Source organism: Lacipirellulaceae bacterium (assembly GCA_040218535.1).
Lineage (GTDB): Bacteria > Planctomycetota > Planctomycetia > Pirellulales > Lacipirellulaceae > Adhaeretor.
The window spans coordinates 861,836-885,862 of the sequence record JAVJRG010000005.1 but is presented as its reverse complement, the minus strand read 5'-3'; the positions used below and the strand labels follow the sequence as shown (position 1 = coordinate 885,862).

20 protein-coding genes and 1 tRNA gene are annotated in these 24,027 nt (G+C 55.4%); 10 read left to right on the top strand and 11 right to left on the bottom strand.

Going from position 1 to position 24,027, the window contains the following annotated elements; all coding sequences use genetic code 11:
- Nucleotides 1-4 precede the first annotated feature (4 nt).
- The gene (locus RIB44_03770; GenBank protein MEQ8615691.1) at nt 5-1,468 is read left to right on the top strand and encodes an ABC transporter permease subunit; all 1,464 of its coding nucleotides are present in this window, start codon (nt 5-7) and stop codon (nt 1,466-1,468) included.
- Nucleotides 1,469-1,499: 31 nt separating this feature from the next.
- On the opposite strand, the gene RIB44_03765 is transcribed toward RIB44_03770, so the two are convergent.
- The 4 genes from RIB44_03765 to RIB44_03750 form a co-directional block, all read right to left on the bottom strand.
- On the bottom strand, nt 1,500-2,633 hold the full coding sequence (locus RIB44_03765; GenBank protein MEQ8615690.1) for a Gfo/Idh/MocA family oxidoreductase: 1,134 nt from the start codon (nt 2,631-2,633) through the stop codon (nt 1,500-1,502).
- Nucleotides 2,630-3,436 carry an acyl-ACP--UDP-N-acetylglucosamine O-acyltransferase gene (gene lpxA / locus RIB44_03760; protein MEQ8615689.1) on the bottom strand — a complete coding sequence of 269 codons (807 nt, stop codon included), beginning with the start codon at nt 3,434-3,436 and terminating at the stop codon, nt 2,630-2,632. The genes RIB44_03765 and lpxA overlap by 4 nt, the downstream gene beginning before the upstream one ends.
- A gap of 148 nt (nt 3,437-3,584) precedes the next feature.
- Entirely contained in the window at nt 3,585-4,463 is an 879-nt protein-coding gene (lpxC, locus tag RIB44_03755; protein ID MEQ8615688.1) for a UDP-3-O-acyl-N-acetylglucosamine deacetylase, read from the bottom strand.
- Between the two features lie 141 nt (nt 4,464-4,604).
- Nucleotides 4,605-5,216 (bottom strand): OmpH family outer membrane protein, encoded by a 612-nt coding sequence (locus tag RIB44_03750; GenBank protein MEQ8615687.1) that lies wholly within the window; start codon nt 5,214-5,216, stop codon nt 4,605-4,607.
- A gap of 412 nt (nt 5,217-5,628) precedes the next feature.
- Between RIB44_03750 and RIB44_03745 the strand changes: the two genes are divergently transcribed.
- Entirely contained in the window at nt 5,629-7,419 is a 1,791-nt protein-coding gene (locus RIB44_03745) for an ATP-binding protein (protein ID MEQ8615686.1), read from the top strand.
- Nucleotides 7,420-7,542: 123 nt separating this feature from the next.
- On the opposite strand, the gene RIB44_03740 is transcribed toward RIB44_03745, so the two are convergent.
- Complete coding sequence (locus tag RIB44_03740; GenBank protein ID MEQ8615685.1) at nt 7,543-8,268, bottom strand: MBL fold metallo-hydrolase; 726 nt, start codon at nt 8,266-8,268, stop codon at nt 7,543-7,545.
- 318 nt (nt 8,269-8,586) lie between these two features.
- Between RIB44_03740 and RIB44_03735 the strand changes: the two genes are divergently transcribed.
- Together RIB44_03735 and RIB44_03730 are read left to right on the top strand one after the other, a co-directional pair.
- Nucleotides 8,587-9,564: a DUF1571 domain-containing protein gene (locus tag RIB44_03735; protein ID MEQ8615684.1), complete on the top strand. Its 978-nt coding sequence runs from the start codon at nt 8,587-8,589 to the stop codon at nt 9,562-9,564.
- 288 nt (nt 9,565-9,852) lie between these two features.
- Nucleotides 9,853-10,830: an HD domain-containing phosphohydrolase gene (locus RIB44_03730; protein MEQ8615683.1), complete on the top strand. Its 978-nt coding sequence runs from the start codon at nt 9,853-9,855 to the stop codon at nt 10,828-10,830.
- Nucleotides 10,831-11,264: 434 nt separating this feature from the next.
- Here the strand turns inward: RIB44_03730 and RIB44_03725 are convergent, their stop codons facing one another.
- Nucleotides 11,265-11,807 carry a hypothetical protein gene (locus RIB44_03725; protein MEQ8615682.1) on the bottom strand — a complete coding sequence of 181 codons (543 nt, stop codon included), beginning with the start codon at nt 11,805-11,807 and terminating at the stop codon, nt 11,265-11,267.
- 413 nt (nt 11,808-12,220) lie between these two features.
- Complete coding sequence (locus RIB44_03720) at nt 12,221-13,159, bottom strand: sugar phosphate isomerase/epimerase family protein (protein ID MEQ8615681.1); 939 nt, start codon at nt 13,157-13,159, stop codon at nt 12,221-12,223.
- A gap of 191 nt (nt 13,160-13,350) precedes the next feature.
- Here RIB44_03720 and icd point away from each other — a divergent pair, with 191 nt between their 5' ends.
- The 3 genes from icd to RIB44_03705 all read left to right on the top strand — a co-directional run bounded on the left by icd (nt 13,351) and on the right by RIB44_03705 (nt 17,082).
- Entirely contained in the window at nt 13,351-14,595 is a 1,245-nt protein-coding gene (gene icd, locus RIB44_03715; GenBank protein MEQ8615680.1) for an NADP-dependent isocitrate dehydrogenase, read from the top strand.
- Nucleotides 14,596-14,799: 204 nt separating this feature from the next.
- Nucleotides 14,800-16,374, top strand: a complete 1,575-nt coding sequence (locus tag RIB44_03710) for a serine/threonine-protein kinase (protein MEQ8615679.1) — start codon at nt 14,800-14,802, stop codon at nt 16,372-16,374.
- A gap of 210 nt (nt 16,375-16,584) precedes the next feature.
- On the top strand, nt 16,585-17,082 hold the full coding sequence (locus RIB44_03705; GenBank protein ID MEQ8615678.1) for a hypothetical protein: 498 nt from the start codon (nt 16,585-16,587) through the stop codon (nt 17,080-17,082).
- Nucleotides 17,083-17,095: 13 nt separating this feature from the next.
- Here the strand turns inward: RIB44_03705 and RIB44_03700 are convergent, their stop codons facing one another.
- Complete coding sequence (locus RIB44_03700; GenBank protein ID MEQ8615677.1) at nt 17,096-18,067, bottom strand: hypothetical protein; 972 nt, start codon at nt 18,065-18,067, stop codon at nt 17,096-17,098.
- A 152-nt stretch (nt 18,068-18,219) separates the two neighbouring features.
- Here RIB44_03700 and RIB44_03695 point away from each other — a divergent pair.
- Both RIB44_03695 and RIB44_03690 read left to right on the top strand, forming a co-directional pair.
- A tRNA-Val gene (locus tag RIB44_03695) sits at nt 18,220-18,293 on the top strand.
- Between the two features lie 328 nt (nt 18,294-18,621).
- Entirely contained in the window at nt 18,622-19,422 is an 801-nt protein-coding gene (locus tag RIB44_03690; GenBank protein MEQ8615676.1) for a DUF2817 domain-containing protein, read from the top strand.
- Nucleotides 19,423-19,518: 96 nt separating this feature from the next.
- Here RIB44_03690 and RIB44_03685 read toward each other — a convergent pair whose 3' ends face one another.
- The 3 genes from RIB44_03685 to mobB form a co-directional block, all read right to left on the bottom strand.
- Nucleotides 19,519-20,640 carry a Gfo/Idh/MocA family oxidoreductase gene (locus RIB44_03685; GenBank protein MEQ8615675.1) on the bottom strand — a complete coding sequence of 374 codons (1,122 nt, stop codon included), beginning with the start codon at nt 20,638-20,640 and terminating at the stop codon, nt 19,519-19,521.
- 168 nt (nt 20,641-20,808) lie between these two features.
- A complete protein-coding gene (locus RIB44_03680) occupies nt 20,809-21,759 on the bottom strand; it encodes a carbohydrate kinase (GenBank protein MEQ8615674.1) in 951 nt (316 codons plus the stop codon).
- Nucleotides 21,760-22,266: a molybdopterin-guanine dinucleotide biosynthesis protein B gene (gene mobB / locus RIB44_03675; protein MEQ8615673.1), complete on the bottom strand. Its 507-nt coding sequence runs from the start codon at nt 22,264-22,266 to the stop codon at nt 21,760-21,762.
- Between the two features lie 308 nt (nt 22,267-22,574).
- On the opposite strand from mobB, the gene RIB44_03670 reads away from it, so the two are divergent.
- Nucleotides 22,575-23,903, top strand: coding sequence for a Gfo/Idh/MocA family oxidoreductase (locus tag RIB44_03670; protein MEQ8615672.1), 1,329 nt, complete (start codon nt 22,575-22,577; stop codon nt 23,901-23,903).
- Nucleotides 23,904-24,027: the final 124 nt, after the last annotated feature.

Here is a 24,027-nt window from a genome sequence, read left to right as displayed (position 1 = left end):
TTTCATGTCAAATATCGCGATTTGGTTTACTCCGCTCTGGTTGATCGCTACGGGGATCACTGCTGGTGCACTTGTTTTGTTTCTCGCTTGGTTGGTGCTTCGCGCGGCCAAGCCGCAAGCAGCTGGGAGTGTGACGCGGGCGATGGGCGAGGGGATTCTGTTGCCGCTGAGCTACTTTATTGGTGGACTTGCGCTGATTGCTGCTTTGGCAACGACCTCAATGCCGCTGAAAGAATCTTGGCAGTCACTCCAGAAGCTCGGCTCCGTGTCGCCCATTTCCAAGACCGTGACCGTCCCCGCAGGCGAAGAAGTGGAAGTCGCTGCAGCTTTCGAAGCAGATGAGCTCCAGAGTTACACGATCACCAGCGAAGAAGAGATCGTCCTCAACACCGAGCCCGATAAAGGCTACGCTTCACCGTTGCTGACCGTCGAGGGCGAGACTCCTTACATATGGAACACTGGCGGCCTTCGCTCTCGTGCGTTTGAGGGCGATGTCGAGAAGTTCTACTTGGTGAACGAAACAAAATCGGATAGCGAAGTCACTCTCGACTTCGTACGCGACGTCGAGATGCCGCAGGTGCGTCTGATTCTGGACTCAGCAATCTCGGTGATCGGTCTGGTGCTGCTCTATTTCTTGATCCAGTTGCTTGCACCGCAGGTCTCGGTGATTGCTTCGGCCACGAGCAAAGAAACGATCAGCCAGCCGATCTTTCTGCTCCTGCTGATGGGCGGGGCTGTGCTGCTGTTCGCCTACGTTTGGATTCCGTACAACACGTTTGGCGAGGACGTGAAGATGGTCAAAACCACTGGCATGACGACGATCAAGGTCCTCTCGATCATCATGGCCCTCTGGACCGCCAGTGTGACGATCGCCGACGAAATCGAAGGCCGCACGGCACTCACTGTACTCTCTAAACCCGTCGGTCGGCGTCAGTTTGTTCTCGGCAAATTCCTCGGCATCGTTTGGCCCGTCACGTTGATGTTCATTATCCTGGGCATCTTTTTCGTGGGACTTGTTTCGTTCAAAGTGGTCTACGACGCCCGTGAGGCGTCAAAGGGAACACCGATCTGGCAGGATTGCTACCGCGAAGTGATCCAAATCCTCCCCGGCCTAACCCTCGCCTTTTTCGAAGCGGTCATCATGGCCGCCATCAGCGTGGCGGTCTCCACTCGCCTGCCGATGATCCCCAACCTAGTGATCTGCGGATCGATCTACGTGCTTGGCCACTTGGCAGCACTAATCGTAAACTCCAGCGTGGGCGATATCGTCTACGTCCGCTTCATTGGGCAATTGCTCGCGGTGATCCTACCGGTGCTCGATCACTTTGAAGCGGAAGGAGCGATCGCCTTGGACTCCGTGACGATCCCCGGCAGCTATTTGCTCTACGCGGGGCTCTATAGCGCGCTGTACTGCGCCGTGGCGATGCTGCTGGCGCTGATTCTGTTTGAAGATCGGGACTTGGCATAAGTCGCTCGCCGGCTTAGCCGCGGAGCGAAGCCTAGCCAGCTTTACGATAAACCACCGTATCCTCAACATCTGTCGAGGCCGGCTCCAACGACCCGGCAATCGGCAGTGGCAACGCAGGCATGGCGAGCGGGCCGATGCGGCCCCCTTCAGTGCCGTCCCATTGGTGCTGGGCGACTTGGTCGAGAACCATCGCCGCTACGGCAACGGCGTCGCGGCCATCGGCACCGGTTACCCGGGGTGTGCTGCCCGTTTGAATCGAGTGGGCGAAGTCGCGAATTTCTTCGGCGATGGCGTTGCACTCCTCGACTTCGAGGGACTCTTTCACGAGCAGTTCGTCGAAAAGGTTCTCGTGAATCTGCTTCTTCTCTTCCGGCGTATAGTCGTTCTCATTGAACTCACGTCGCAGAACGCCTTCGGTCGGATCGACGACCGTTGCGGTACGCGTGGCAAAGTCGATGGAACCGAAACCGCGTGACGAGAACACCTGCATCGTTCGCTGCGGCTGGTAACTCACGCGCGATGCGCTCAGGCTGGCGACGGCTCCGCTGGCAAAGTTCAACCGGGCGCTGACCATGTCTTCGTGTTCGCCAAGCACGGCAATACCGAGCGCTTCAACGCTCGTCACTGGCGAACGCACCAGCGCCAGCGTCGCATCGATATCGTGAATCATCAAGTCGAGAACCACACCAACATCGGTCGAACGAAAGGTGTAACTGCTTTGTCGTGTTGCCTGGATGAACTTCGGGTCCCCGATGCGCTCTTGAACGGCTTGGTAGCCGGGATTAAACCGCTCGACATGCCCGACTTGTAGCGTCAGTTGACTCTGCTTGGCGAGCTGGACCAGCTCTTCGGATTCTTCCAGAGAAAGAGCCAACGGCTTTTCAACCAGGGTATGAATCCCGCCTCTTAGCAAGTCACCGGCGACTTCGCGATGCGTAAAGGTCGGCGTGGCAACAACCGCGGCGTCGACTTCTCCGATTAGATCGCGATAGTCGGCCAGCGGCTTTGCACCAGTCTCTTCTGCGGAAGCTTCGCGATTCGACTCGAACGGATCAACGACGGCCACCAGTTCAACCTCATCCATTGCAGCGGCGAGACGCGCATGGATGCGGCCCAGGTGTCCAACCCCAACGACTGCTAGACGCAGTTTCGACGCGTTCGTCACGCAGCTCGCCTCACTTCCCGGCCTCGACCGTGCTTGCCTTCCTGTTGGCCGGCGACGAAGGCGAGTAGCTTCTCAACTTCTGGCGTGTTCTGGGCGTTGCCGCGGAGGATTTCTTCCGCATGTTGTAGCCCGACTTTCGAACGATAAAGCAATCGATGTGCAGCACTCAGGCTATCAATCGCTTTCTTCGAAAAGTTATTCCGCTTGAGAGCGACGATATTAATGCAACGCGGACGGGCAGGAATCCCCTCGCAAAGCATGTAGGGCGGAACATCATGCAAAGCACGACTTAGTCCGCCGATAAAGCTATAGCTGCCGATGCTTACGAAGTGGTGCACGGCACATGCTCCGGAGATCGAAGCGTAATCGTCGACGTGCACGTGACCTGCCAGCAACGATCCGTTGGCGATAATGATGTGGCTGCCGAGCTTGCAATCGTGGGCGATGTGGCTGTTGCCCATCAGAAAGTTGTGATTCCCAAGCCGTGTGATTCCGTCTTCCTTCTCACTGCCACGGTTGACGGTCACTCCTTCACGTAGGAGATTGCCGTCGCCTATAACGACGCACGTCTCGCCACCTTGGTAGCTGATGTCTTGTGGCTCTGCCCCGATGACGACATTGGGGTAGAGGACGTTGTTCTCACCAAGGGTTACATCCCCCATGAGCGTCACGTTATTCAAGAGCCGCGTGCCGCGGCCAATCTTTGCGCCGGCGCCAATGGTGCAGAACGGTCCGATCTCGACATCCTCGTCAAGTTCGGCACGGGGATCGACCCACGCGTTTGCGGCGATGCTGGTTGCCATGACTGGGTTTCTTTTCTGGGACGTTCGGTCGCTCTTGTGGTAAGAGACAACACCGGTTTGGTCTTTCCTCTTGGGCTCTTCCGTGAGCTCCATTTCTTCTCTGGATCCGCTCCTCAATCTTGTACTTACAGATTTCTCTCAAACAGAACTAGGCTGATATCCTGATCTCGGGCTTCGAGCTAGCAAAACGCTCAAGCAACAATTTGGCCAACGCTGCGTTTAAACGATGACCACTACGGTAGGCAACGATATTTCCTGTGATATCGCAACCCGTCAGTGCTAGATCTCCCAGTACGTCGAGTGCCTTGTGGCGGGCACACTCATTGGCGAAACGCAGCGGATTGTCGATCGGTCCATGTTCGTTGAAAACCAACAGATCGCTGGTGCGAACACGTGTACCCATGCCTTGCGAAGTTAACTGAGCCGCATCCGATTCAGTAATGAACGTCCGACAAGGAGCCAATTCGTACTGGAAGCTCTCAGGGGTCACCACACTATGAACTGATTGACGCCCGATCCGTGGGTTATGCGGATAGTCGAGCTGAAACTCGATGCTGAACTCCCCTTCTGCCGAAGGGTGAGCCTCGATCCAACTGTCGCCATCGGTAACACGCACCGATTCCGTGACATTCAATTGCCGTGCCGGCATCGGTTGGGCAACGATTCCTGCCGATTGCAAGCTTTCAACAAACGGCAAAGCGGAGCCATCACAGCCTGGCATTTCTGCCGCGTCGACCCAAATCTCGCAGTTGTCGATTTGCAATCCAGCTAGAGCGGCTAAGACGTGCTCAACCATTTCAACGCGAACCTCTCCCCATTCGAGATTTGTCCGCCGCGGCACTTCAACCCGCAAGTCAGGACGCACGGGGATTCGCGCGTGTGGGCCTATGTCGCGCCGTAAAAAGTTGAGGCCGCAATTCTGAGGAGCAGGCCGGAACTCGACATCAATGTCTTCTCCGCTCCAATATCCAAACCCGGAAACAACCACGGGTCGGGCGATCGTATTTTGACAACGCGCTGCAATCATCGAAGAAGTGCATCCCTCTGCGGCGTTCGACTCGAGCCAACCTGCGTTACGCGAGCCAAGTGTATCTGATAAGCCGCCATGACGATGCCTCGACGGTCTGAACGACCGTCGAGGCACGTGCGGCGTTTCCAAAGAAATCGACTAGCGAGTGGTCCCGCGACGCGAGGCAACTCCGCTGCTCTGCTGAAGCACACCCAAGATGTCTGGGGTGATGTCGATGTAGTTCTGATGCACAATCGGCTGGCTGATCGCCCGCAAGACATCGTCTCGCTTGGTAGGATCAACTTGGTTGCCGTTCCAACGCAAGACCAAGCCAATGCTGTTCGCCTCGGCGTAAGACTTTACAGCGTTGTTTACTTCCAAGTAAGTATCGTAGTAGACCTTCGCTTCGCGTTCGAGGAAGTCGCGACGGATACCGCCGGCTTTGATGTTGAAGTCCGCTTTGGAGCGAGCCAATGCTTCATCAAGCCGCTTGAAAGTTTCGCTGCCGACTTTGGCTTCGTTGCGTTGTTCTTCCTGCTGCTGAATCTTCTGGCGTTCGACCTTCAGGTCAGCCTCAGCCGCTTCCATTTGCTTTTTCATGCCATCCATCGCTTGGGTGAAGCGAGGATATTCTTTGAAGACGTAGCTCACGTCAACAACTGCCACGCCGAACTGCTTTGCTTTGGCGCCGGCTGGGTTCTGAGCGACCGCGGTGGAAACTTGGGAAGCGACCAGGCCGCATACGAGGGTAGAGAGCAAAAGCGTTCTCACGTCAGCACTCCTTGCTGAAAAAGGCCATCCATGACCAGTGGGATTGGGACCCGTCCTCAAAAGGCGGACAACACGCCCCGAAAAACACGGGCGGGGGCGTTGGGTCAATTCGCGGCGTATTGTGTCGAGTCCTGGGCAGCGCGTAAATAGCAGTTATCCGCTCCCGTAAAATCCTGCCGATTTCGTTTATTCTCAACAGCAGACACCCGGTTTCCTGAAGAACTCGATGCAGTGCGAGCCTCACAATCGCTCCACTTACCCGTCAGATGAGCAAATCTGCTCGAAAGGGCGTTCGGCGAGGCCTACCCTCAAGGCCTAGCCGCTCGTAAAATCAAATAACTTCTGGAGTTCAGGCGGCGGTCTCTCCAGACCGCCCGGGGCACCTATCTTATCTTCGGAGAGTCGTTCGGTCGTGGCTTCGCTGTTTGTCATTCAAGGGCGTGATCAAGGTACGCGTTTCCAGCTTGAGGACCCGGTCTACACGATCGGGCGTACGCACTCCAACGGCGTTCGACTTCACGACACCGAAGTTTCCCGCGAGCACGCGGAGCTCTCCATCAGTGGAAACAGTTACCGGCTGAAGGATCTTGGAAGCTCCAACGGCACCTTTGTGAACGGGCGGCTGATCACCGAGCATGAGTTAGCCAGTGGCGATCAATTGCAACTTGGTCGTTCGTTGCTCTTGTTCACTGGCGCGATGGAAGCAAACCCATCGGACCTCGCCGACCAGATCGATATTATTCCGCGTGTGGATGACGATGGATCACGGATTGTCGCCTCACTGAGTCAAGCCGGCAGTGAAAGCGACTGGCTTCGTCCCAGCACTGGCGAACCCTCGAATCCCTGGCTCGCCAACGCCAGGAACAATTTGCAAATCATGTATCGTACGGCTCTAGCAGTTAGCCATACGATGGACATCGACCAGTTGCTCAATCGCATCATGGAAATGATTTTCGATTGGGTCGATGCCGACCGCGGTTGCATCATGTTGAAGAACCTAGAGACGGGCAAGCTCGCTCCCAAGGTTCGCCGCCAACGTCGTGGCGTGCGCGATACGGATAAGCTCACGATCAGCAAGACGATTCTCGATTACGTCGTCGATCACAACGAGGGCGTGCTCACGAGCAATGCCCGCGATGACGAACGTTGGGATCCGGCCCAAAGCATCGTCAGCCAAGGCGTTCGCGAAGCGATCTGCGTCCCCATGCAAGGCCGCTACGACATGGTTGGCGTTATTTATATTGACACTTCAGTATCGCCTCAGCGAATGCTGCTTAACCAAGGTAAGGGACCACAATTTACCGAAGAGCATCTCCGACTAATGGTGGCCATTGCTCATCAAGCGGCGCTCGCGATTGAAGACACCTCCTACTACAAAGCGCTTGTCCAGGCAGAACGCCTTGCCGCGGTCGGTCAAACAATCGCTTCACTCTCGCACCACATTAAGAACATCTTGCAAGGTGTTCGAGGCGGCAGCTACCTCATCGAACTTGGTCTGCAAGATCATGACAAAGCGAGCGACACGCAGGCTGGTAGCGAAGACTCGAAGAAAGCCGTCGACACGATTCGCAAGGGCTGGTCAATCGTTGAGCGGAACCAAGATCGCATTTCGACTCTAGTCCTGGACATGCTGACCTTCAGCAAGGAACGCAAACCAGAGCCACAGCCCAGTAGCCTGAACGAGATTGTTGCCGATGTTTTGGAACTGATGACATCACGAGCAAAGGAACTCGACGTGAAGCTCGATTGGCACCCGTATAAGGGAATGCCAACTCTAATGTTCGACCCCGAAGGCCTCCATCGGGCGGCTCTCAATATCGTGACCAACGCCATCGACGCCTGTGATGAAACCGAGTACGGCACTGTCAGCGTAGAGACACGTTACTCTGAGGAGGAAAGCACTGCTGAATTGATCGTGACTGACAACGGTGGTGGGATCGACCCCGAGGAGTTAGAGAATATCTTCACCGTCTTTGTCTCGCACAAAGGGGGCCGCGGCACCGGTCTCGGTCTGCCCGTGAGCCAAAAAATCCTCCGCGAACATGGCGGCGACATTCTTGTCGAAAGCGAAAAAGGTAAGGGCAGCAAGTTCACGCTAAGGTTCCCCGCGAATCCCGCTCAACCCGAACAAGCCGCGCCCCCACGCGTCACGGAGTCGATCGAGCCCGAGGATTTAGTCAGCGACTCGTCCTCAGTGCACTGATTTTTTTTCGAAACGCTATGAGCGAGAAGGTGAAACGACTTCCGAGCCGAGAAGCGTAAGCTCTCGGGTTGAAGCGTCAGAGAGTGCAACCCGCCGGCTTACGCCTGGCGGCTCAGAGAAGCTTCACTCTACTGCACCAACGAACGGATTGGTTCGCTTCTCGCGACCAATTGTTGTTGTGGGTCCATGGCCTGGAAGAACTAACGCTTCGTCGGGAAGCTTGTAGAGCTTCTCGCGAATCGAATAAAACAGCGCCGCCGGGTCGCTGTCGGGGAAGTCAGTCCGTCCGACGCTTCCTGCGAACAGCACATCGCCACCGAGAATCAGCACTTGCTGGGAATCCCTCGCAACGAACACGACGTGCCCGCTGCTATGCCCCGGTGTATCGAGCACTTCAAAAGCTATGCCTGCATAGCTGAGCGTATCACCTTCGCGGACCGTTCCCGTTGCTGGAGGGCTGGTGAAGCCGAGGCCGAATCCTTCCGAAAGATTCGTTACTGGGTCGAGCAACTTCGTCGCGTCCCCTTTGCCAACGATCAACGGCAGACCGGGCCAACGCTCGAGCAAACCGGCATTACCAGCGATGTGATCTGCGTGGCCGTGCGTGAGCAGAATCGCCTCCGGCTCCAGCCCCGCCTCTTCGATGACTGTGATGATGCGGTCTGGCTCCAGCCCAGGATCCACTACCACGCAAGCTGTGCTAGCTTCGCGGTGGACGATGTAGCAGTTCTCTTCGAACAGCTGTGAAGTCACCACGAGAAACTTCAGAGGCGACTGGTCGTTTGAAGCCCCTAAGTTGTTAGAGTCTGGGTTGCTAGCTTCTTGTTGAGTCGAAGTATTCTCGGCCATGAATTCCGTCTTTTCAGTTCCTGGGCAAAACAGTACGATTCGCCGCGATTTTGCTAGTAACCGGCTCAGACCAGGCGAAAACTCGCCCGAACTGAACATGCTCGCAAAACGTAAGTGAAACGCCTAGGCTGGTAGTTTACACGAACTGGCCCAAGTTTATCAGTCGGCGAGAATTCCCGCGTTGGGTTGCCTCTCGGCATCGAAGCGAAAATTTTCATTGTTTCGTCTGTAGCAGGCGATACACCAACGATAGCCACCACTGGTAGGCGTTCCTAAGAGATCCCGCACGTGCATCCCTAACTGGGAGAGTCGAGTCCTATGAAGTATCTTTTCCCTACCGTCAATTATTCGCGTTTGGCAACACTCCTAGCGACACCTGCCCTGCTCGCAGCCGCAGCCTTGAGCGTTCACGCCCAATCGACTCCTAATCTGACGGAACCGATCTACCGGGTTGCCAATGAGCAAGCCATTCAGGATCAGCACATTCAGCTCGTCGCCAACGAAGAGCCTGCAGCGAAAGTTGCCTCGCGGATCGTCCCGGCGACAACCACGTCGGCAGGGTTGAATCTTGACCCAATCCCCGGCCAGCATCCTTTGATGCCTTCGTTGCGTCTCGCGCAGCAAAGCCTGGCGGACATCGACCAGAACATCAAAGACTACTCGGCGATCATGTACAAGCAGGAACGCATCGATGGCGAGTTATTAGATCAGGAAGTCGCTTTCGTGAAGGTCCGCCATCAACCGTTCGGCGTCTACATGTTCTTCCTTTCCAAGCAGAACAAAGGCCGCGAGGTGGTTTACAGCCAGAACCCCGATGGCTCGATCGGCAAGTTAAACGCTCGCGATTGCGGCTTCAAGAAACGCTTGGGAGTCTTCTCACTCGACCCCAATGGCAAGCTCGCCATGAGCGGCCAGAAGTACCCGATCACCAAGCTCGGCATCCGTGAGCTGACTAATGAGTTGATCACCGTCGCCAGCAACGACGTTAAGTACGGCGAGTGCGACGTCCGCACCGCCCAAACCGCCGTTGGCCCCAAGGGCAACAAACGCCCTGTGACGTTGATCGAAGTCACCCACCCCGTGCCCCGCCCGAAGACTTTCCGCTTCCATAAAGCACAGGTCTACATCGACAACGAACTAAAGATCCCCATCCGCTACGCCGCGTACCTGTGGCCCGAGAAGCCAGGCGAACAACCCCCGCTGGAAGAGGCTTACACGTACGTGAACCTGAAGATCAACAACGGCTTCACCGACCTCGACTTCAGCAAAGACAACCCGGACTACTTTAAGCCGTAGGGTTGGTTAGAAAACTTTGAGACTCTTAGGCCGTGCCGCGTTAGCGGGACGGCCTTTTTTTGTTTCTGCTTTACCAGAAAACGGAACGAGCCTAATCGAGGCTCTGGCAAGCAGAATCCCTAATGCCGTTACTTCCCATACCTTCCGTACTTTCCTGCATTCGACTTCCTGGAACCACATCTCTAGGGCTGAATTCTGCACTCGAACGCTTGCCCCCTGAAAGGATGAAACTAAGTTTCAGCAACGAGTCAATCATTGCATTCGTGGCCACACTCTTGACGGATAATAATGGCCCTAGCCCCACCAACAATTTCTCCGACGGATGAGTTCGTCAGCGTCCCGAATTGCATCTTGCGGGCGCTCGATACGATCTGTGTTGATCTCTTTCTGCAGCACGACGTCATGGAACCGCCCGTGCTGTATCGAGATGCTGGATACCCACTGTCCCGAGATCGTGCCAATGGCCTCGCCGACGAATGTCACGACGCGCTGTTCGTTCGCAGCCGCGACTACATGGAGTTCAGCAAAGCGTTTGTCAATTCCCTGGAAGACTGCCTTGAGCTTGACAGGCTGCCAGCTACCGAGCGATACGAGTTGTTGCAATGTGCTGTGTCGCTGGAAATTGAGCAGTCGCTCTGCATGATGAACAGCAACACGTATGTGGCGCAGACCCAATCAATTGGTCGCCAGATTGCACGCTTGGTGAATGAGAATCAGGTGTTGCCAGCAGATCTGTTCGACATTGTTCGGCATGATCATCACACCTTCGTTCATGTCACTAATGTTGCGGGCTATGTTACCCTACTTGCTAAGGAATTAGGGATTAGCGACCCCAATGAGTTAGAGCAGCTGGCTATCGGCGGACTCTTGCATGACCTGGGCAAACGCCATATTCCTCGCTCGATTCTCAATAAGACTGAGCCACTCACACCAGATGAATGGGACACCATTCAAGAGCACCCACAACGGGGGTACGAAGAGCTGTGCCAACGCGAGGATTTAGTTGATGGCCAACTCATGATGACTTACCAACACCATGAACATCTCAATGGCCAAGGCTATCCCGTGGGAATCATGGGGGATGAAATTCATCCGTGGGCCAAGATGCTGGCCGTCGTTGATGTGTTTGATGCACTGACCGGCAACCGACCTTACCGCAACCCGATGAGTTGTAACGAAACACTTGATTTTCTTAGTAGCAAAGCAGGGGCACAATTTGACCAGGAGTACGTAAAGTGCTGGAGCTCAGCGATGCAACAGAGATAAGCGACTTATGGGAGAGCCTCCCCTCGAAAGCTATCTTACCAACGACGCCGGACGAGTTCTTTGGCAAGTCAGGCCCGACCCAAACAGCGCACACCAAGCGGGCCTACGAACGACACTACTTGCGTTGCCAAGCAATCATGGAACGCAAGCTGGAAACGCATGCTTGCTATATGAGAGACTGCTCGCGCATCGGCATGGGGCTCATTTCGCCTGTCCAGCTTTTCCCAAGAGAACACGTTTGGCTTCGACTCAAAGACAATCGTTGCTATACGCTGGAGGTGATCCGCTGCCGACGCCTCAGCGAGAACTGCTATGAGTGCGGGACGATCTTCGTCTTGAACCGCTCATCTAGGCAGTAAGCTGCGGAACCGAATGACAACAGGCCGGGGTGCTTCAGCACCCCGGCCTAGCTCATTAATTTTGCTAATCAACCTCTAAAACCGAGTCTGATTCGGCTTATAAGGCGGTGGCGACTGCTGAGGGATCGGTTGGGTGAAATCGCCCAATTGCGAAGCCGGCTTGGCCACGGGGGCACCGTTGGTGGTGGGCTCGGGGGTCGTGGCTCGGGGAGCGGGCGTGCTGCTGCTTCGCTCGTTGGGGATCTTTGCTTCGTCGATCACTTGCAGCAGCTTCGAGATGCACAGCTTGTTCATGCTGGTCCGCAGGTCGTGGGCCTCGGTGCGCAGATACTCATGCATGCTCTTAGGCAGGCGGACGGTGATCACGCGGGTCGGCTCGTTGTCGGCATCTGCGGATGCCCGCTTCTCGCGGAGCTTGACCAGCATCTGCTGGATGGCGTCGTATTCTTCGCTCTGCTCGAATTCAGTGAGGGCGTCGTGAGAAGGGAAGGCCGTGCGGACGATGCCCTCAACCCCAAGCACTTCGCGGAAGAAGGTAACCCAATCGGGACTTTGGCGACTGAGCTTCTCTGCGACTTGCAGAACTTCCTGATACTTTTCCTTCGATTGGGTGAGCATGGCTGAAGTCTCCTTACATGATCAGCGGGTGAGGGGCACTTCGAGCCGGGCGTCTGTCAGAACGGCTCTGCAACCCGAAGCGTTTCCCCAATGATTGATAGCGGTCAAAGTGCATCACCTAGGTACTTGCAGTGACAGCACTTACGGCATTCCCTGCCGCCTGCCTATTTTTGTGCACGGGCTGCCTCGCCGGGATTTCGCCGGCCTGCACACTTTTTAGGCAGGGGCCAAATCCCAGAAAACCAAGTGTCCAGGCCTAAAAAGAGCTAAAGATCCTGTTCCATGCAAACAGAGAAAGAGCCGCCAGGCGTCAGCCGGCGGGTGGCAGCGTGAGAGAGTACCACCCACCGGCTGACGCCTGGCGGCTCTAGAGATGGAAAAAAGAAGTCCAGTGGAAGCCAGCGCCTGTCGAGTTAGGCCGACAGTTTTTCGCGGACCTTCTCAAGCAAGTGCTTGGTCAGCATGATGCCTTCGATTTCGCTCGGTTTGCCGCCTTCCCACTCGATGCCAACGTAGCCCCGGTAGCCAGCGTCGAGGACGATCTTCATCAGCTTGTAGTAGTCTGACTTTGTCTCGTTCCCCTCGGCGTCGAATTCGTGGGATTTGGCGCTCACAGCCTTGGCGAACGGCATAAGCTGGGTAACCCCCTTATAGCGGTCGTACCATTGGTCGCCCTGGATGCGAAAATTGCCGAAATCGGGCAGTGTGCCGCAGCCTGGCAGATCGACGAGTTTCATGACGCCGGAGAGCCAATCCCCATCGCTGGAGAGGCCACCGTGATTCTCGACGATGACGTTGATCTCATGTGGTGCGGCCCATTCGGTCAAGCTTCGCAAACCGTCAGCGGCCAATTTCATCTGTTCCTGTCGCGACCCGCTGGAATGGGCGTTCACGCGAATCGAATGGCAACCGAGGAACTTCGCTGCCTCGACCCATTTTTTGTGATTGTCGACCGCTTTGGCTCGCTTTGCCTCGTTGGGGTCGCCCAGGTGCCCTTCCCCGTCGACCATAATCAACAGGCTTTTCACGCCCAGGTCGTCGCAGCGGACCTTCAATTCAGTCAGATACTTCTTGTCTTCAGCCTGATTCTTGAAGAAGGCCGTCACGTACTCAATCGCATCGATGCCGCAGAGCTTCTTTGCGATCCAGGGGAACCTCAGGTTGTCTTTGCCGTCTCGGCCAAAGGCATTGTGCAGAGACCACTCAGCGAGGGAAATCTTGAAAAGTGGTTCATCGGCGGACTGCGACACGGCTACTGACTCCTGAGCTTGGGTAGGTAAAGCAAATCCCGCGAGGGCGGCAGCACCGGTGGCGAGTACCCCGCGGCGAGAGAATTGCGGATCGTCGAACATGAAGTGCCCCTGGGAACAGAGAGGGAGGGAGTTGAAGTGGAGGGAATCATCTTACCGTGAAGTAGAGCCGCTCGCAATTTCGTAGCCGTTCTATAGTTGACCTCTCGCCCATTGACCACCTTTGGGCAGAATCCGACAATAGACAGCTTCGCAAGCTCTCACCACTCCAGACATATTCAGGAAGCACCACCATGCCAAGCGCCACTGCCGAGCCTATCACCATGCAGGACGGAACGCTTACCGTTCCCAGCCACCCAATTGTTCCTTTCATCGAAGGCGATGGCATCGGCCCTGACATCTGGGTTGCTAGCCAGAAGGTTTTCGACTCAGCAGTCGAAAAAGCCTATGGCGACGAGCGGCAGATCCAGTGGCACGAGGTACTTGCCGGGCAGAAGGCGTTCGACCAGACCGGAGAGTGGCTCCCCGATGCGACGCTCGATGCATTTCGTCAATACTTGGTCGGCATCAAAGGCCCGCTCACTACGCCAGTTGGTGGCGGCATCCGTTCCTTGAACGTAGCACTGCGGCAGATCCTTGACCTTTATACCTGCCTCCGCCCGGTGCAGTACTTCCAAGGCGTTCCTTCGCCGGTCAAGCAACCCGAGCTGACCGACATGGTGATCTTCCGCGAGAACTCCGAAGACATCTACGCGGGCATCGAGTTCGAAGCGGGCAGCGAAGACCTGGAGAAGTTCAAGCAGGGCTTCAGCCAAACGTTCCCCGAGCGTTGGAAAAAAGTACGCTTCCCTGACTCCGTCGGCATCGGCATCAAGCCGGTCAGCAAAGAGGGAACCGCCCGCCTGACGAAAGCGGCGATCCAATACGCCATTGATAACGATCGCGAGAGCGTCACCCTCGTTCACAAGGGCAACATCATGAAGTTCACCGAAGGTGCCTTCCGCGATTGGGGTTACCAGTGTGCGAAAGACCACTTTGGAGCAACGGAACTCGACGGCGGGCCTTGGTGCTCATTCAAGTCACCCAAGAGCGGCAAAGAGATTATCGTCAAAGACGTGATCGCCGACGCCATGCTGCAACAGATTCTCACCCGCCCCGCCGAGTACGACGTGATCGCCACGCTCAACCTCAACGGCGACTATATCTCTGATGCTCTGGCCGCGTGTGTCGGCGGCATCGGCATCGCTCCAGGTGGTAACATCAACTACGACACCGGCCATGCCATCTTCGAAGCCACCCACGGGACCGCTCCGAAGTACGCCGGCCAAGACAAGGTGAACCCTGGCTCGGTAATTCTCTCCGGCGAAATGATGCTCCGCCACCTCGGCTGGAGCGAGGCCGCTGATCTAATCATTAAAGGCATCAACGGTGCAATTGGCGCGAAAACCGTCACGTACGACTTCGAGCGTCTGATGGAAGGTGCCACGCTCGTGAAATGCAGCGAGTTCGGCGAAGCGATCGTTCAGCACATGGGGTAATTCCCCCCCTACTTGCCGACACTGAAGTAGCATCCCGAGCCGACAGGCGTCAGCCGTCGGGTCTCGTAGCATGTTGCGAGCTTCAAACCCGACGGCTGACGCCTGTCGGCTCTGGCGGATCAAAATTGACCCCTATCGACCATCAACTAGAATAGAAGGTACGAAAGCAACCTCCGCAGCATTCTTTTCCAAGCGACGATTGTCATGAAATCCCCGACTCCGTCGCCTTCGAATTCATCGCGGACTGTGCAGCCGTCTCAGGGATCTTCGATCACCGACACTCACACCCCTGCGAGTCCCAGTTCCCTGAGCGGTAACCAAGACTCTGAAGTCACGGTCCTCACGCCGACATCTTCTCTTTCGCCCGAGCAGTATCCCTCGGGGATCACCTCGCGAGAGCTCGCCCATGCACTCAAAGGCGAAACACTTGGGCATTTCTTGCTACAAGAGTTTGTCGGCGGCGGTGGCATGGGGGTGGTCTTCAAGGCATACGACGCGCGGCTAGACCGGACCGTCGCCGTGAAGGTGGTGGCCTCGCAGCGAGTCAGCACCGAAGAACTCGAACGACGCTTCATGGTCGAAGCCCAGTCAGCCGCCCGGCTCGACCATCCGAACATCGCTCGGGTGTACGAGGTCAATCAAGCGCGCGGACTGTCTTATATCGTCTTTGAGTTCATCGACGGGGTGAACCTGCGCGACTTGGTTTCGCAACGTGGTATCCTCTCCGTCAACGATGCCTTGCACTACACCTACCAATTGGCTCACGCACTGGCCCACGCTGCTGATCGTGACGTTGTGCATCGCGACATTAAGCCATCGAATATCCTCATCACGTCCGAAGGACAGACCAAGCTTGTCGACATGGGCCTAGCACGGTTGAAGCAGCTCGGCACCGAAGACAATGATTTAACTGCGACTGGGATGACGCTGGGGACCTTTGATTACATCTCCCCCGAACAGGCCCGTGACCCGCGGACCGCCGACGCGCGCAGCGACATTTATTCGCTCGGCTGCACGCTTTTCTACATGATCGCCGGTCGCGCTCCGTTCGCTGACGGCACGATGGTTGAGAAGCTGATGCTTCATCAGACAGAAACACCACCTGACTTGAGAAGCTTCCGTCACGACATCCCTGATTCGGTCAACGTGCTCGTACGCACCATGCTGGCAAAGTCTCCCGCCCAACGCCAGCAACATCCCGCGCAGTTAGCTCAGCAAATTCGCCTGATTCTGCAAGAGCTGGGAAGCACCGTCACACACCCCTTAGGGCCTGTCAGTTGGAATAAGCCTCCGTCGGTCTCACCGCTGCGAAATCATTTACCGTGGCTGATTCCACTGGGCGCATTGTTGCTTGCGATTCCATTGCTCAGCGGCCCGTCGAATTCTAACTCGACAGATACTCCCTTTGCTCCGTTGCGAGTAACGACCCAAGAAAAGGTCAGCGCTCTGCCGAGAGAATCTGTACCTGCCGAGAATTCAGGAAGCTCAGAACTAGCACCGGAAATCAACACGCTCAACTTGGCAAAGGAAAACGAAGCCGTTCCAACGGATACTGCTCTCAGAAACAGCTTTTCTGATACTGAAGTCGATCAGCCAAAACTCAATAACCGCGAAGATGTAGAGGAAGTACTGTTTGACCCTGCAACGATAACAATCGTTGATAAGAATGATTCGGACAAAGAGGAGGTAATCAGCCCGATCACGAATTTTGATTCTATGGATCCCCTCGACAGATCGGCTGAGGGCATCGAATTCAACCAGCGGCCCGCGTTTGAATAAGAGAATTTGCTGAAAATTGAGACTTTCTGGATGAGTCAGTCATGATTGACACTCATCTTCAGGCTAGTTCTATTATTAGTAAGGACTCAGCAAGCAAATGCCCCTGCTGAGTACGCCCCGCCGAGAGATTGCCTTCGCCGCAAGGCGGTTGTCTCTCATATATCTCCGCCCTCCTAGTCACTCAAAACGTTTATCTCAGGAGAATTCTCTATGCCTCGTTTCGTTGGTTTCGCTCTCGCTACTTTGGTGCTGTTCGCAACATTGGAAAGTGCCCAGGCATTGCCGGGCTTCCAGAAGCTTTACATCAAAAAGTATGCGAGCGATGAAAAGCAAGCCGAGTACAAAGAGCTTCTCGAGAAAAAAGCAAAGTGCTTCACGTGCCACCAAGGCAAGAAGAAGAAAAACCGCAACGACTATGGCGTTCAGCTGGCACGAATCCTCGATAAGAAAGAACATAAGAAGTACAAGGATGAGAAAGTTGCCAAGCAGATCATGCAAGCGTTCGATGTCGTCGGGAAGATGAAGTCGAACCCTAAAGACGAAAAAAGCCCCACTTACGCTGAATTGATCGCCAAGGGCAAACTCCCGAACGGAAAACTCGAAGATTCTCAGAAAGAACCTACCGAGGAAGAAATCAAAGCGCGAGAAGCCGAAGAGAAAAAGCCGATCAAGGACGACAAGAAGGGCAGCGACAAGAAAGAGGAATAGTCGCTTCGAATAACTAACTGACCAAACGAGCCGTGGCAGTTTTCTGCCGCGGCTCTTTTTGTTCCACCGTTGCCTTAGCGGAACGAATCCCTTTCAGAGCAACTGTCATCAATAAAACGGTCACAACGGTCCACATCGCTGCTTTGCGGGAATCAGCTTGCGTGACCTTTCCCAAGGCGATGTTCGCCAGGCTGCCACAAAGAAGGAGCGTGCTGAAGATTCCGCCACCGAACGCGATCGCCGCAATCATGTCTCCGCCGAGGAGACGATCACGCGACTCAGCCGGCAGACTTGCCAACAGCCAGACACCCACGCCAAACTGCAACAGGCTAATCAGCAAAGCCACCCCCGCGAGCATTCTGCCGGAGTGCTGCAAGTCTTCGTGTGACCACTCACTTGCAAACAACCACAGGACGTAAACTAACGCGACCGCTACTGAAGCCATCGCGAAGTGAACGCTGATCGCCAAGATGTCAGGTTGCTTCATCAACAATAAGAGTTCTTTCCGAGGTAGCTGCTCAAGTCGCGACCAAGACGGATTCGCTGTCAGCTTCCCCAGCACTGACATCAGAGAAGGAAAGTGATACAGCAGATTCGATGAACTCAAAACCGCCAATATCCAAGCAAGTGCTGACCGCTTCCTAGTAAGCTCAATACCGCCAGAGATTGGTGGGAAGAGGAACATCAGCCAACCGATGCAAGCTGCCGAAAACGCGAGTTCGCTGAGTGCGAACCTGTAAGCACGTGCCGGCAGACGGCTCCATGCCTCACGTAAAGAATCCTCCCCCAACCAGTACTGCAATCCACCCAACAGGCAGCCGAGCACAAGAGCCAGCAAGCTGTGCCATGCCACCTGCCGCGGCGAGAACCTGTTCGCCTGCTGGGGTGTCCCCTCTCTACCAGCCAACCAGCACGCATGCAGCGGTAAAACGCAGGCCAAATTCATGGCCAGCAGGTGGACGGCAAGTAGTGGGGCAGAGATCAAAGCGAATCCAAAGAGAGAATTACGTCTTAGGGAGCGGCGGCTTTACACAAACCGCAAGGCCTGTAAAATAATGCACTTGCTGAAGAGCGTGAAGCGGAATGCCGAAAGACGTACTACCGGCTCCCGTTTGAGCTTCACAACAATCAGATCATGGGCGATTAGCTCAGTTGGCTAGAGCGCTTCGTTTACACCGAAGATGTCGGGGGTTCGAGTCCCTCATCGCCCACACTTACCAATTGCAGGGAGTCGCGTTCACTCGCGTCTCCCTGTTTCTGTAGGATTTTCTCATAATCGCTTCTCTTCGGCGTGCAAACCTGAACTACCCCGTTGATGCAGAGTGCGAGGCGCGCTTTGCGACGCGTGCGAATCGTTTCCGCCAAACGCGTCATCGCAGAGTGGGCTCTTCCAGATTTGTCGCCAGATTGCATCTCTTGGCAACCTTATTCACGGCACCGCCGGCTGAGTTCCGCTATATTGTGCGCCTATGAGATACTTGCCACGGCTTTCAACATCGCTTCAATAGTAACTCACCTGCCACGTCTCCAGGCTCAGCCATGCCGTTTTCAATTCCATCGCCTCGCCGTAGTGCTTCCCGCCCGTTCATTGCGCCGCTTTGGCTATCGATCGTTGTGACCATCGCTAACCCAGGGTTCGCCGTCGCAGAACCATCTCCTGTAACCGAGCCCAAAAGGATAGAAGTCGGCAAATCGGTTGAAGGCCGTCCGATCGAGTGCATCGTCTTTGGTAAAGGGCCGGATGTGTTGCTAGTGATCGCCACAATCCACGGTGACGAAGATGCCGGCACGCCGCTGATGAAACCCTTCCAAGCGTGGCTGAAAGCAAATCCGCAGGAACTTCGCGGCAAACAAGTGGTAATCGTCCCGGTGGCGAATCCAGACGGTTTCGCCGCACAGAAGCGATTCAATGTTCGTGGCGTCGATCTGAACCGCAACTTCCCGGCAGGAAACTGGAAGCGGGAGAAGGTCAACTTGCACGGCGGCACGCCACTCTCCGAACCGGAGTCGCGCGTGTTGATGCGGGTGGTCTGCCAGTATTTTCCAAGCCGTGTGATTAGTATTCACCAACCCGTCAACTGCATCGACTACGACGGCCCTGGCGAGGAGCTGGCGAAGCTCATGGCAGAAAAGTGCCCGCTGAAGGTCAAGAAACTGGGTGGCCGCCCCGGCTCGTTTGGCTCTTTCGTCGGCGAGACGCTAGGCAAACCGATCATCACGCTGGAAATGCCGAAGGACGAAAGCGAAGACCCCGACGAACTGTGGCAACGGTACGGCGAAGCACTGATTGCCGCGCTGCGTTGGGAACCGAAAGAAGAACGCACACCTGAGAATCCGTGAGCATCCGATTCCGCAAAGTACCATCTGCTGGAATACGCGGATCGAAGACCACAACTAGTCAATGCAGATTGCCGCTTTTCCAGCATCTGTACCGCTTTAGTCAAGCTCAATGGTTCTTCCCTCCTCCGCAGACTGTTTCGCTGCTTCCAGGATTTCCATTACGAGCAGATTGTTTTCCAACGAGGAGAGGTCGGTGGGTTGAATTTCAACCTTACCACGTACCGCAGCGGCTAGCAGCGAAAACGGATCGTCGCGAGGTGACGGGATCCTCGGGGCGGTGATCTCTCGCTCTTTCGCATCATCGTTAAATCGCACACGCAGACGACTGCCATCAACGCATATCACTTGGCCCGTCTCACCGTAAATCTCCATATCTTTCCGTGGGAAAGGCCAATTCCAAGAGGCTTGGACGATCCCGATCATTTTTGGATAACGGATGAGAATTGTCGCTTCATCCTCGACGTCTGGATAAACATCAGGCTTGAACTGCTGGGTGATCGCCGTGACCGAGAGCGGTCGCTCATTATCCATCAACTGCGAAACTAGATTCGCACCGTAGCAGCCGAAGTCCGGCAACGCCCCACCGCCGTTAAGTTCGGGATCGACGAGCCACTCCAGAAACTCTACATTGACGCCGATCTCTTTCGGACCGGGGTGCCCATCGTGGACGACCACTTTCCGCAGCTTTCCCAGAGCTTGCTCACGAACCAATTTCAGCGCTTTAGCATTCGAGGCGTACCAGGTGGTTTCGTAATTCGTCAGCAGCAGAATATTGTGCTTCCTGGCAAGTTCCGCCATGTCGCGGGCATGGGCAAGGCAAACGGCCAACGGCTTTTCAACCATCACGTGGATGCCGCGAGGCGCACAAACCCGGACGACCTCAAGATGGCCATGAATCGTGTTGAACGCCGCCACCGCGTCCGGCTGTGTCGCCTCGACCATTTCCTCCAAGCTGGGATAGACCAAATCCATTCCATAGCCATGCTGCTTGGCATACCGCTCGGCAAGCTCCGTGTTCGGCTCTGCAATCCCAACAATCTCGACATCGCCACGGTCAGGACGACCCAAGATCGCGTGGACGTGCGTGTGTACGAGGCCAACAACACCCAGTCGAACTGGCTTCGAAGTTGTCTGGTCTTTGGCCATGGAATAGGTCGTCGCAAAAAGGATCAATGATGCAAGAAAGCCTGTAAGTGTTAGGCGTGTTGTTGGATTCATGACGAACTCGGAGGTACAACTGGTAACGATTCTGCAGAAGAGCAGGGACATCCGCTAGCGACCACTGCTGCAAACCATTCTACGGTAGCAATCCGTTCCAAGCGAAGAGCCGCGGCGTGCCCCCGTTTACGCTTTCTGCTCCGCATGCGTAAGGTGCTAAGTGTCAAGTCAAGCTCTTTCGAGAGTCGCCTCCGGCAACTCCGGCGTCGCCCCTGACTGCGACGCCACATACGCCCCCACTTCGTTCGCCAAGCTCAACACCTGCTCCATCGGTCGCTTGTGCAGCAGCCCGACAACCATCGCTGCGCAACACGCATCGCCGGCTCCGACGCTGTCGGCATTTTCAACCGGGGCGTAGTTGCCGGGGGCTCCTACAAAACGCTCGTTTTCGGCGAACAGGAGCGTCCCCTGTGAACCACGCGTGAGAGCCAAGGCCTGCAGTTGATATTGCTGGCAAAGGTAAAACACTTTGGCGTCGACAGCTTGATCTTCGGCTGTCTTGAAATCGAGCAGCCGCCAAACCTCGTCGAGCTCTTCCTCGTTCAGCTTCACGACGTTGGCTCGTTGCAAACCGTCTTCGATGATTTGCACGTCATAAAACGCTTGTCGCAAATTCAAGTCGAAGACGCGCAGCGCGTTCTCTGCAATGGCGAGAAATTCTTGGATGGCAGCGCGGCTTTGAGGAGAGCGTTGCGCGAGTGTCCCGAAGCAGACGGCGTCGCAACGCTTGGCGAGTTGCAAAAAGTCCGGCGTGCTTTCTAGCGCATCCCAGGCTGCGTTCTGAGAAATCTCATACTCAGGCTGACCCTGGGAATCAACTGTCACCACAACGCTGCCGGTGGCAAGCTGCGGGTCGGACTGAATGTAATCCGTCGCCAGACCGCGGGCGGTTAGCTCGGCGAGTAACTGCTGCCCGAGATAATCCGTGCCCACGCGACTCACTGGAACGCCGCGGCCTCCCGTGACTCGCAAGAGTTGATTCGCGTGAAAAGCAAAGTTGACCGGTGCTCCGCCCAACACTTTCCTATCATCGAAACAGTCGAACAATACCTCGCCAATACCGACCACTATAGGGCCAGACCAAGCATGTGTCTGTCGTCTTTCGGAGGTTTGTGACACTTATTTCAAAACGCCCAAGAGGTTTTTGATAAGTTCGTCAAGATTTGAGCGCGACCAAATGGGACAATCGACCTCCGGGGCATCGTCAGACACGACCGCCACGATGCTTGCGTCTTCTTTTGCCAAAGGTTCGCTGCCGACTTCAGCTCGCCAGACTTCGATTTTCTTCCCGTCCGTCTGAGTATCACCCTCGACGAGAACGAAGTCGCAAGAGGCGAACATCTCAGAAAACTGTGCGTACTGATCAAGGTCGTCGCCTGCATTTTCGTCACTAGCATTACGCGGCCAGAAAAAGGCACTTTGATCGCGAGAAAGAATCCCCACGCCTGCCGCTCCAGCTTCGCCGAATCGATGGGAATCCTTCCCAGGTACGTCCAACTGATGAGCGTGGTGAGTGTGCTTGATAGCTCCGACCTTGTAGCCCAGTTCAGCAAGCTTCTTGATCAAGCGGACAATAAGGGTTGTCTTGCCATGATTCTTTCGACCGAGGATGTGAATTCGTTTCATGCGGAGAACTTTCATTAACTGGGTGATGGACGCACCAACCACGTCGACAGAGGCGTAACCCGCTGCTCTGGGGTCACTCAGATATCGATAAATAGCAGTGAATCAGTGGTTTTCCCAGTTCAGCAAAGCCTCTTCAGGTTCTTTCGTGGGGGTGCGTGACCAGGACTCGCAACACGACTATAATAAGCTTCCTAGTATTGCAACCTCTACAGAACGGTTTGTGCGACTACTTTCTACCGACGCATGTCGAAGGTAGATAATTCAACCAATATAAGCAGCCGATTCAAGGAACTCCAAGGAGTAAGAAAATGGGCAATTCAAGTGATCAAAAACCGGCGAGTTCTCGACGCAAGTTTCTTCAGACGACAGGAGCGTTAGCAGCAACTGGAGCGTTAGCCAGTTCTGCGGGAATCGTGCGAGCGGCCCATCCAGGTGGGAAGGACGAGATCAAGATTGGCCTCATCGGAGCAGGTGGTCGCGGTTCGAGTGCTGCCGCTCAAGCGATGAATACCGAAGGGCCTACCAAGCTTGTCGCTGTTTGCGATGCTTTCGAAAGTCGTCTGAAGCAGTGCATGAAACAGCTCAGCAGTTACGGTGACAAAATCGATGTGCCTAAGGAACGGCAGTTTTTGGGTTTCGATGGCTACAAGAAGGTCTTGGAAAGTGATTGCGATCTGGTAATCCTCGCCACGCCTCCTGGCTTTCGGCCTCTGCACTTTGAAGCAGCCGTCAAAGCCGGCAAGCACATCTTCATGGAGAAACCGGTCGCCGTCGATGCCGCCGGCGTGCGACGCGTGTTGGACAACAACAAGATTGCCAAGGAAAAGAATCTGGCCGTTGCCGTCGGACTGCAACGACGACATGAGAAAGCTTACATCGATACGGTGAAACGTATCCGCGAGGACAAACAAATTGGCGATATCGTTTCCGCGCGAGCTTTATGGAACGGTGGCGGCGTCTGGGTCCGCCCTCGCAAGCCCGACCAATCGGAGATGGCCTACCAGATGCAGAACTGGTACTACTTCAACTGGCTCTGCGGAGATCATATCGTCGAGCAACACATTCACAACATCGACGTGATCAACTGGATCAAGGATTCTTTCCCAGTCAGTGCCCAAGGCATGGGAGGTCGCGAGTTCCGCGACGGTGTCGATCACGGCCAGATCTTCGACCATCACTTCGTCGAGTTCACCTACGAAGATGGCTCGCAGATGTTTAGTCAGTGCCGTCACATCCCCGGTTGCTGGAGTAGCGTGGGCGAGACGGTGCAGGGAACGAAGGGCAGTGCAGATGTCGCGAAGGGCGAACTTTACGGCCCCGACGGCAAGTCAATCTGGAAGTTTGGTCGCGGTGGTCGTGGCGGACATCAGCAAGAACATCACGACCTGTTTGCTGCTCTTCGTGCTGGTAAAGTCCCCAATGAAGGAGACTACGGCGCCATGAGCACCATGACGGCAATCCTCGGACGGATGGCGACCTACTCCGGCAAGCACATCAAAATGAAAGATGCGCTCGCATCTGAGATCGTGGTTTCGCCGGTCGATCAGTTTCATTCCTATGACGATACCCCCCCGGTCACTCCAAACAAGAATGGGAAGTATCCGGTTCCTATCCCCGGGAAAACGAGCATCGTCTAGGCGATCACTCCCCATCAACTGACCCTGCCTACATTCGATCTTCGGGATTCTGGTTTTTCTATGAAGTTGCGCTCGCTTTGCGTCCTGGTAGTCTCTGCTGCTTGCTCCTTCCTTGTTCCCTTTT

Bases quoted from the DNA above. Each gene is read 5' to 3' on its own strand.
- RIB44_03690 (MEQ8615676.1), top strand. From the start codon at position 18,622: ATGCCGTTTTCAATTCCATCGCCTCGCCGTAGTGCTTCCCGCCCGTTC.
- lpxC (MEQ8615688.1), bottom strand. From the start codon at position 4,463: ATGATTGCAGCGCGTTGTCAAAATACGATCGCCCGACCCGTGGTTGTT.
- RIB44_03740 (MEQ8615685.1), bottom strand. From the start codon at position 8,268: ATGGCCGAGAATACTTCGACTCAACAAGAAGCTAGCAACCCAGACTCT.
- RIB44_03705 (MEQ8615678.1), top strand. From the start codon at position 16,585: ATGCCTCGTTTCGTTGGTTTCGCTCTCGCTACTTTGGTGCTGTTCGCA.
- RIB44_03685 (MEQ8615675.1), bottom strand. From the start codon at position 20,640: ATGAATCCAACAACACGCCTAACACTTACAGGCTTTCTTGCATCATTG.
- icd (MEQ8615680.1), top strand. From the start codon at position 13,351: ATGCCAAGCGCCACTGCCGAGCCTATCACCATGCAGGACGGAACGCTT.
- RIB44_03730 (MEQ8615683.1), top strand. From the start codon at position 9,853: ATGGCCCTAGCCCCACCAACAATTTCTCCGACGGATGAGTTCGTCAGC.
- lpxA (MEQ8615689.1), bottom strand. From the start codon at position 3,436: ATGGCAACCAGCATCGCCGCAAACGCGTGGGTCGATCCCCGTGCCGAA.
- RIB44_03725 (MEQ8615682.1), bottom strand. From the start codon at position 11,807: ATGCTCACCCAATCGAAGGAAAAGTATCAGGAAGTTCTGCAAGTCGCA.
- RIB44_03720 (MEQ8615681.1), bottom strand. From the start codon at position 13,159: ATGTTCGACGATCCGCAATTCTCTCGCCGCGGGGTACTCGCCACCGGT.
- RIB44_03770 (MEQ8615691.1), top strand. From the start codon at position 5: ATGTCAAATATCGCGATTTGGTTTACTCCGCTCTGGTTGATCGCTACG.
- RIB44_03670 (MEQ8615672.1), top strand. From the start codon at position 22,575: ATGGGCAATTCAAGTGATCAAAAACCGGCGAGTTCTCGACGCAAGTTT.
- mobB (MEQ8615673.1), bottom strand. From the start codon at position 22,266: ATGAAACGAATTCACATCCTCGGTCGAAAGAATCATGGCAAGACAACC.
- RIB44_03710 (MEQ8615679.1), top strand. From the start codon at position 14,800: ATGAAATCCCCGACTCCGTCGCCTTCGAATTCATCGCGGACTGTGCAG.
- RIB44_03735 (MEQ8615684.1), top strand. From the start codon at position 8,587: ATGAAGTATCTTTTCCCTACCGTCAATTATTCGCGTTTGGCAACACTC.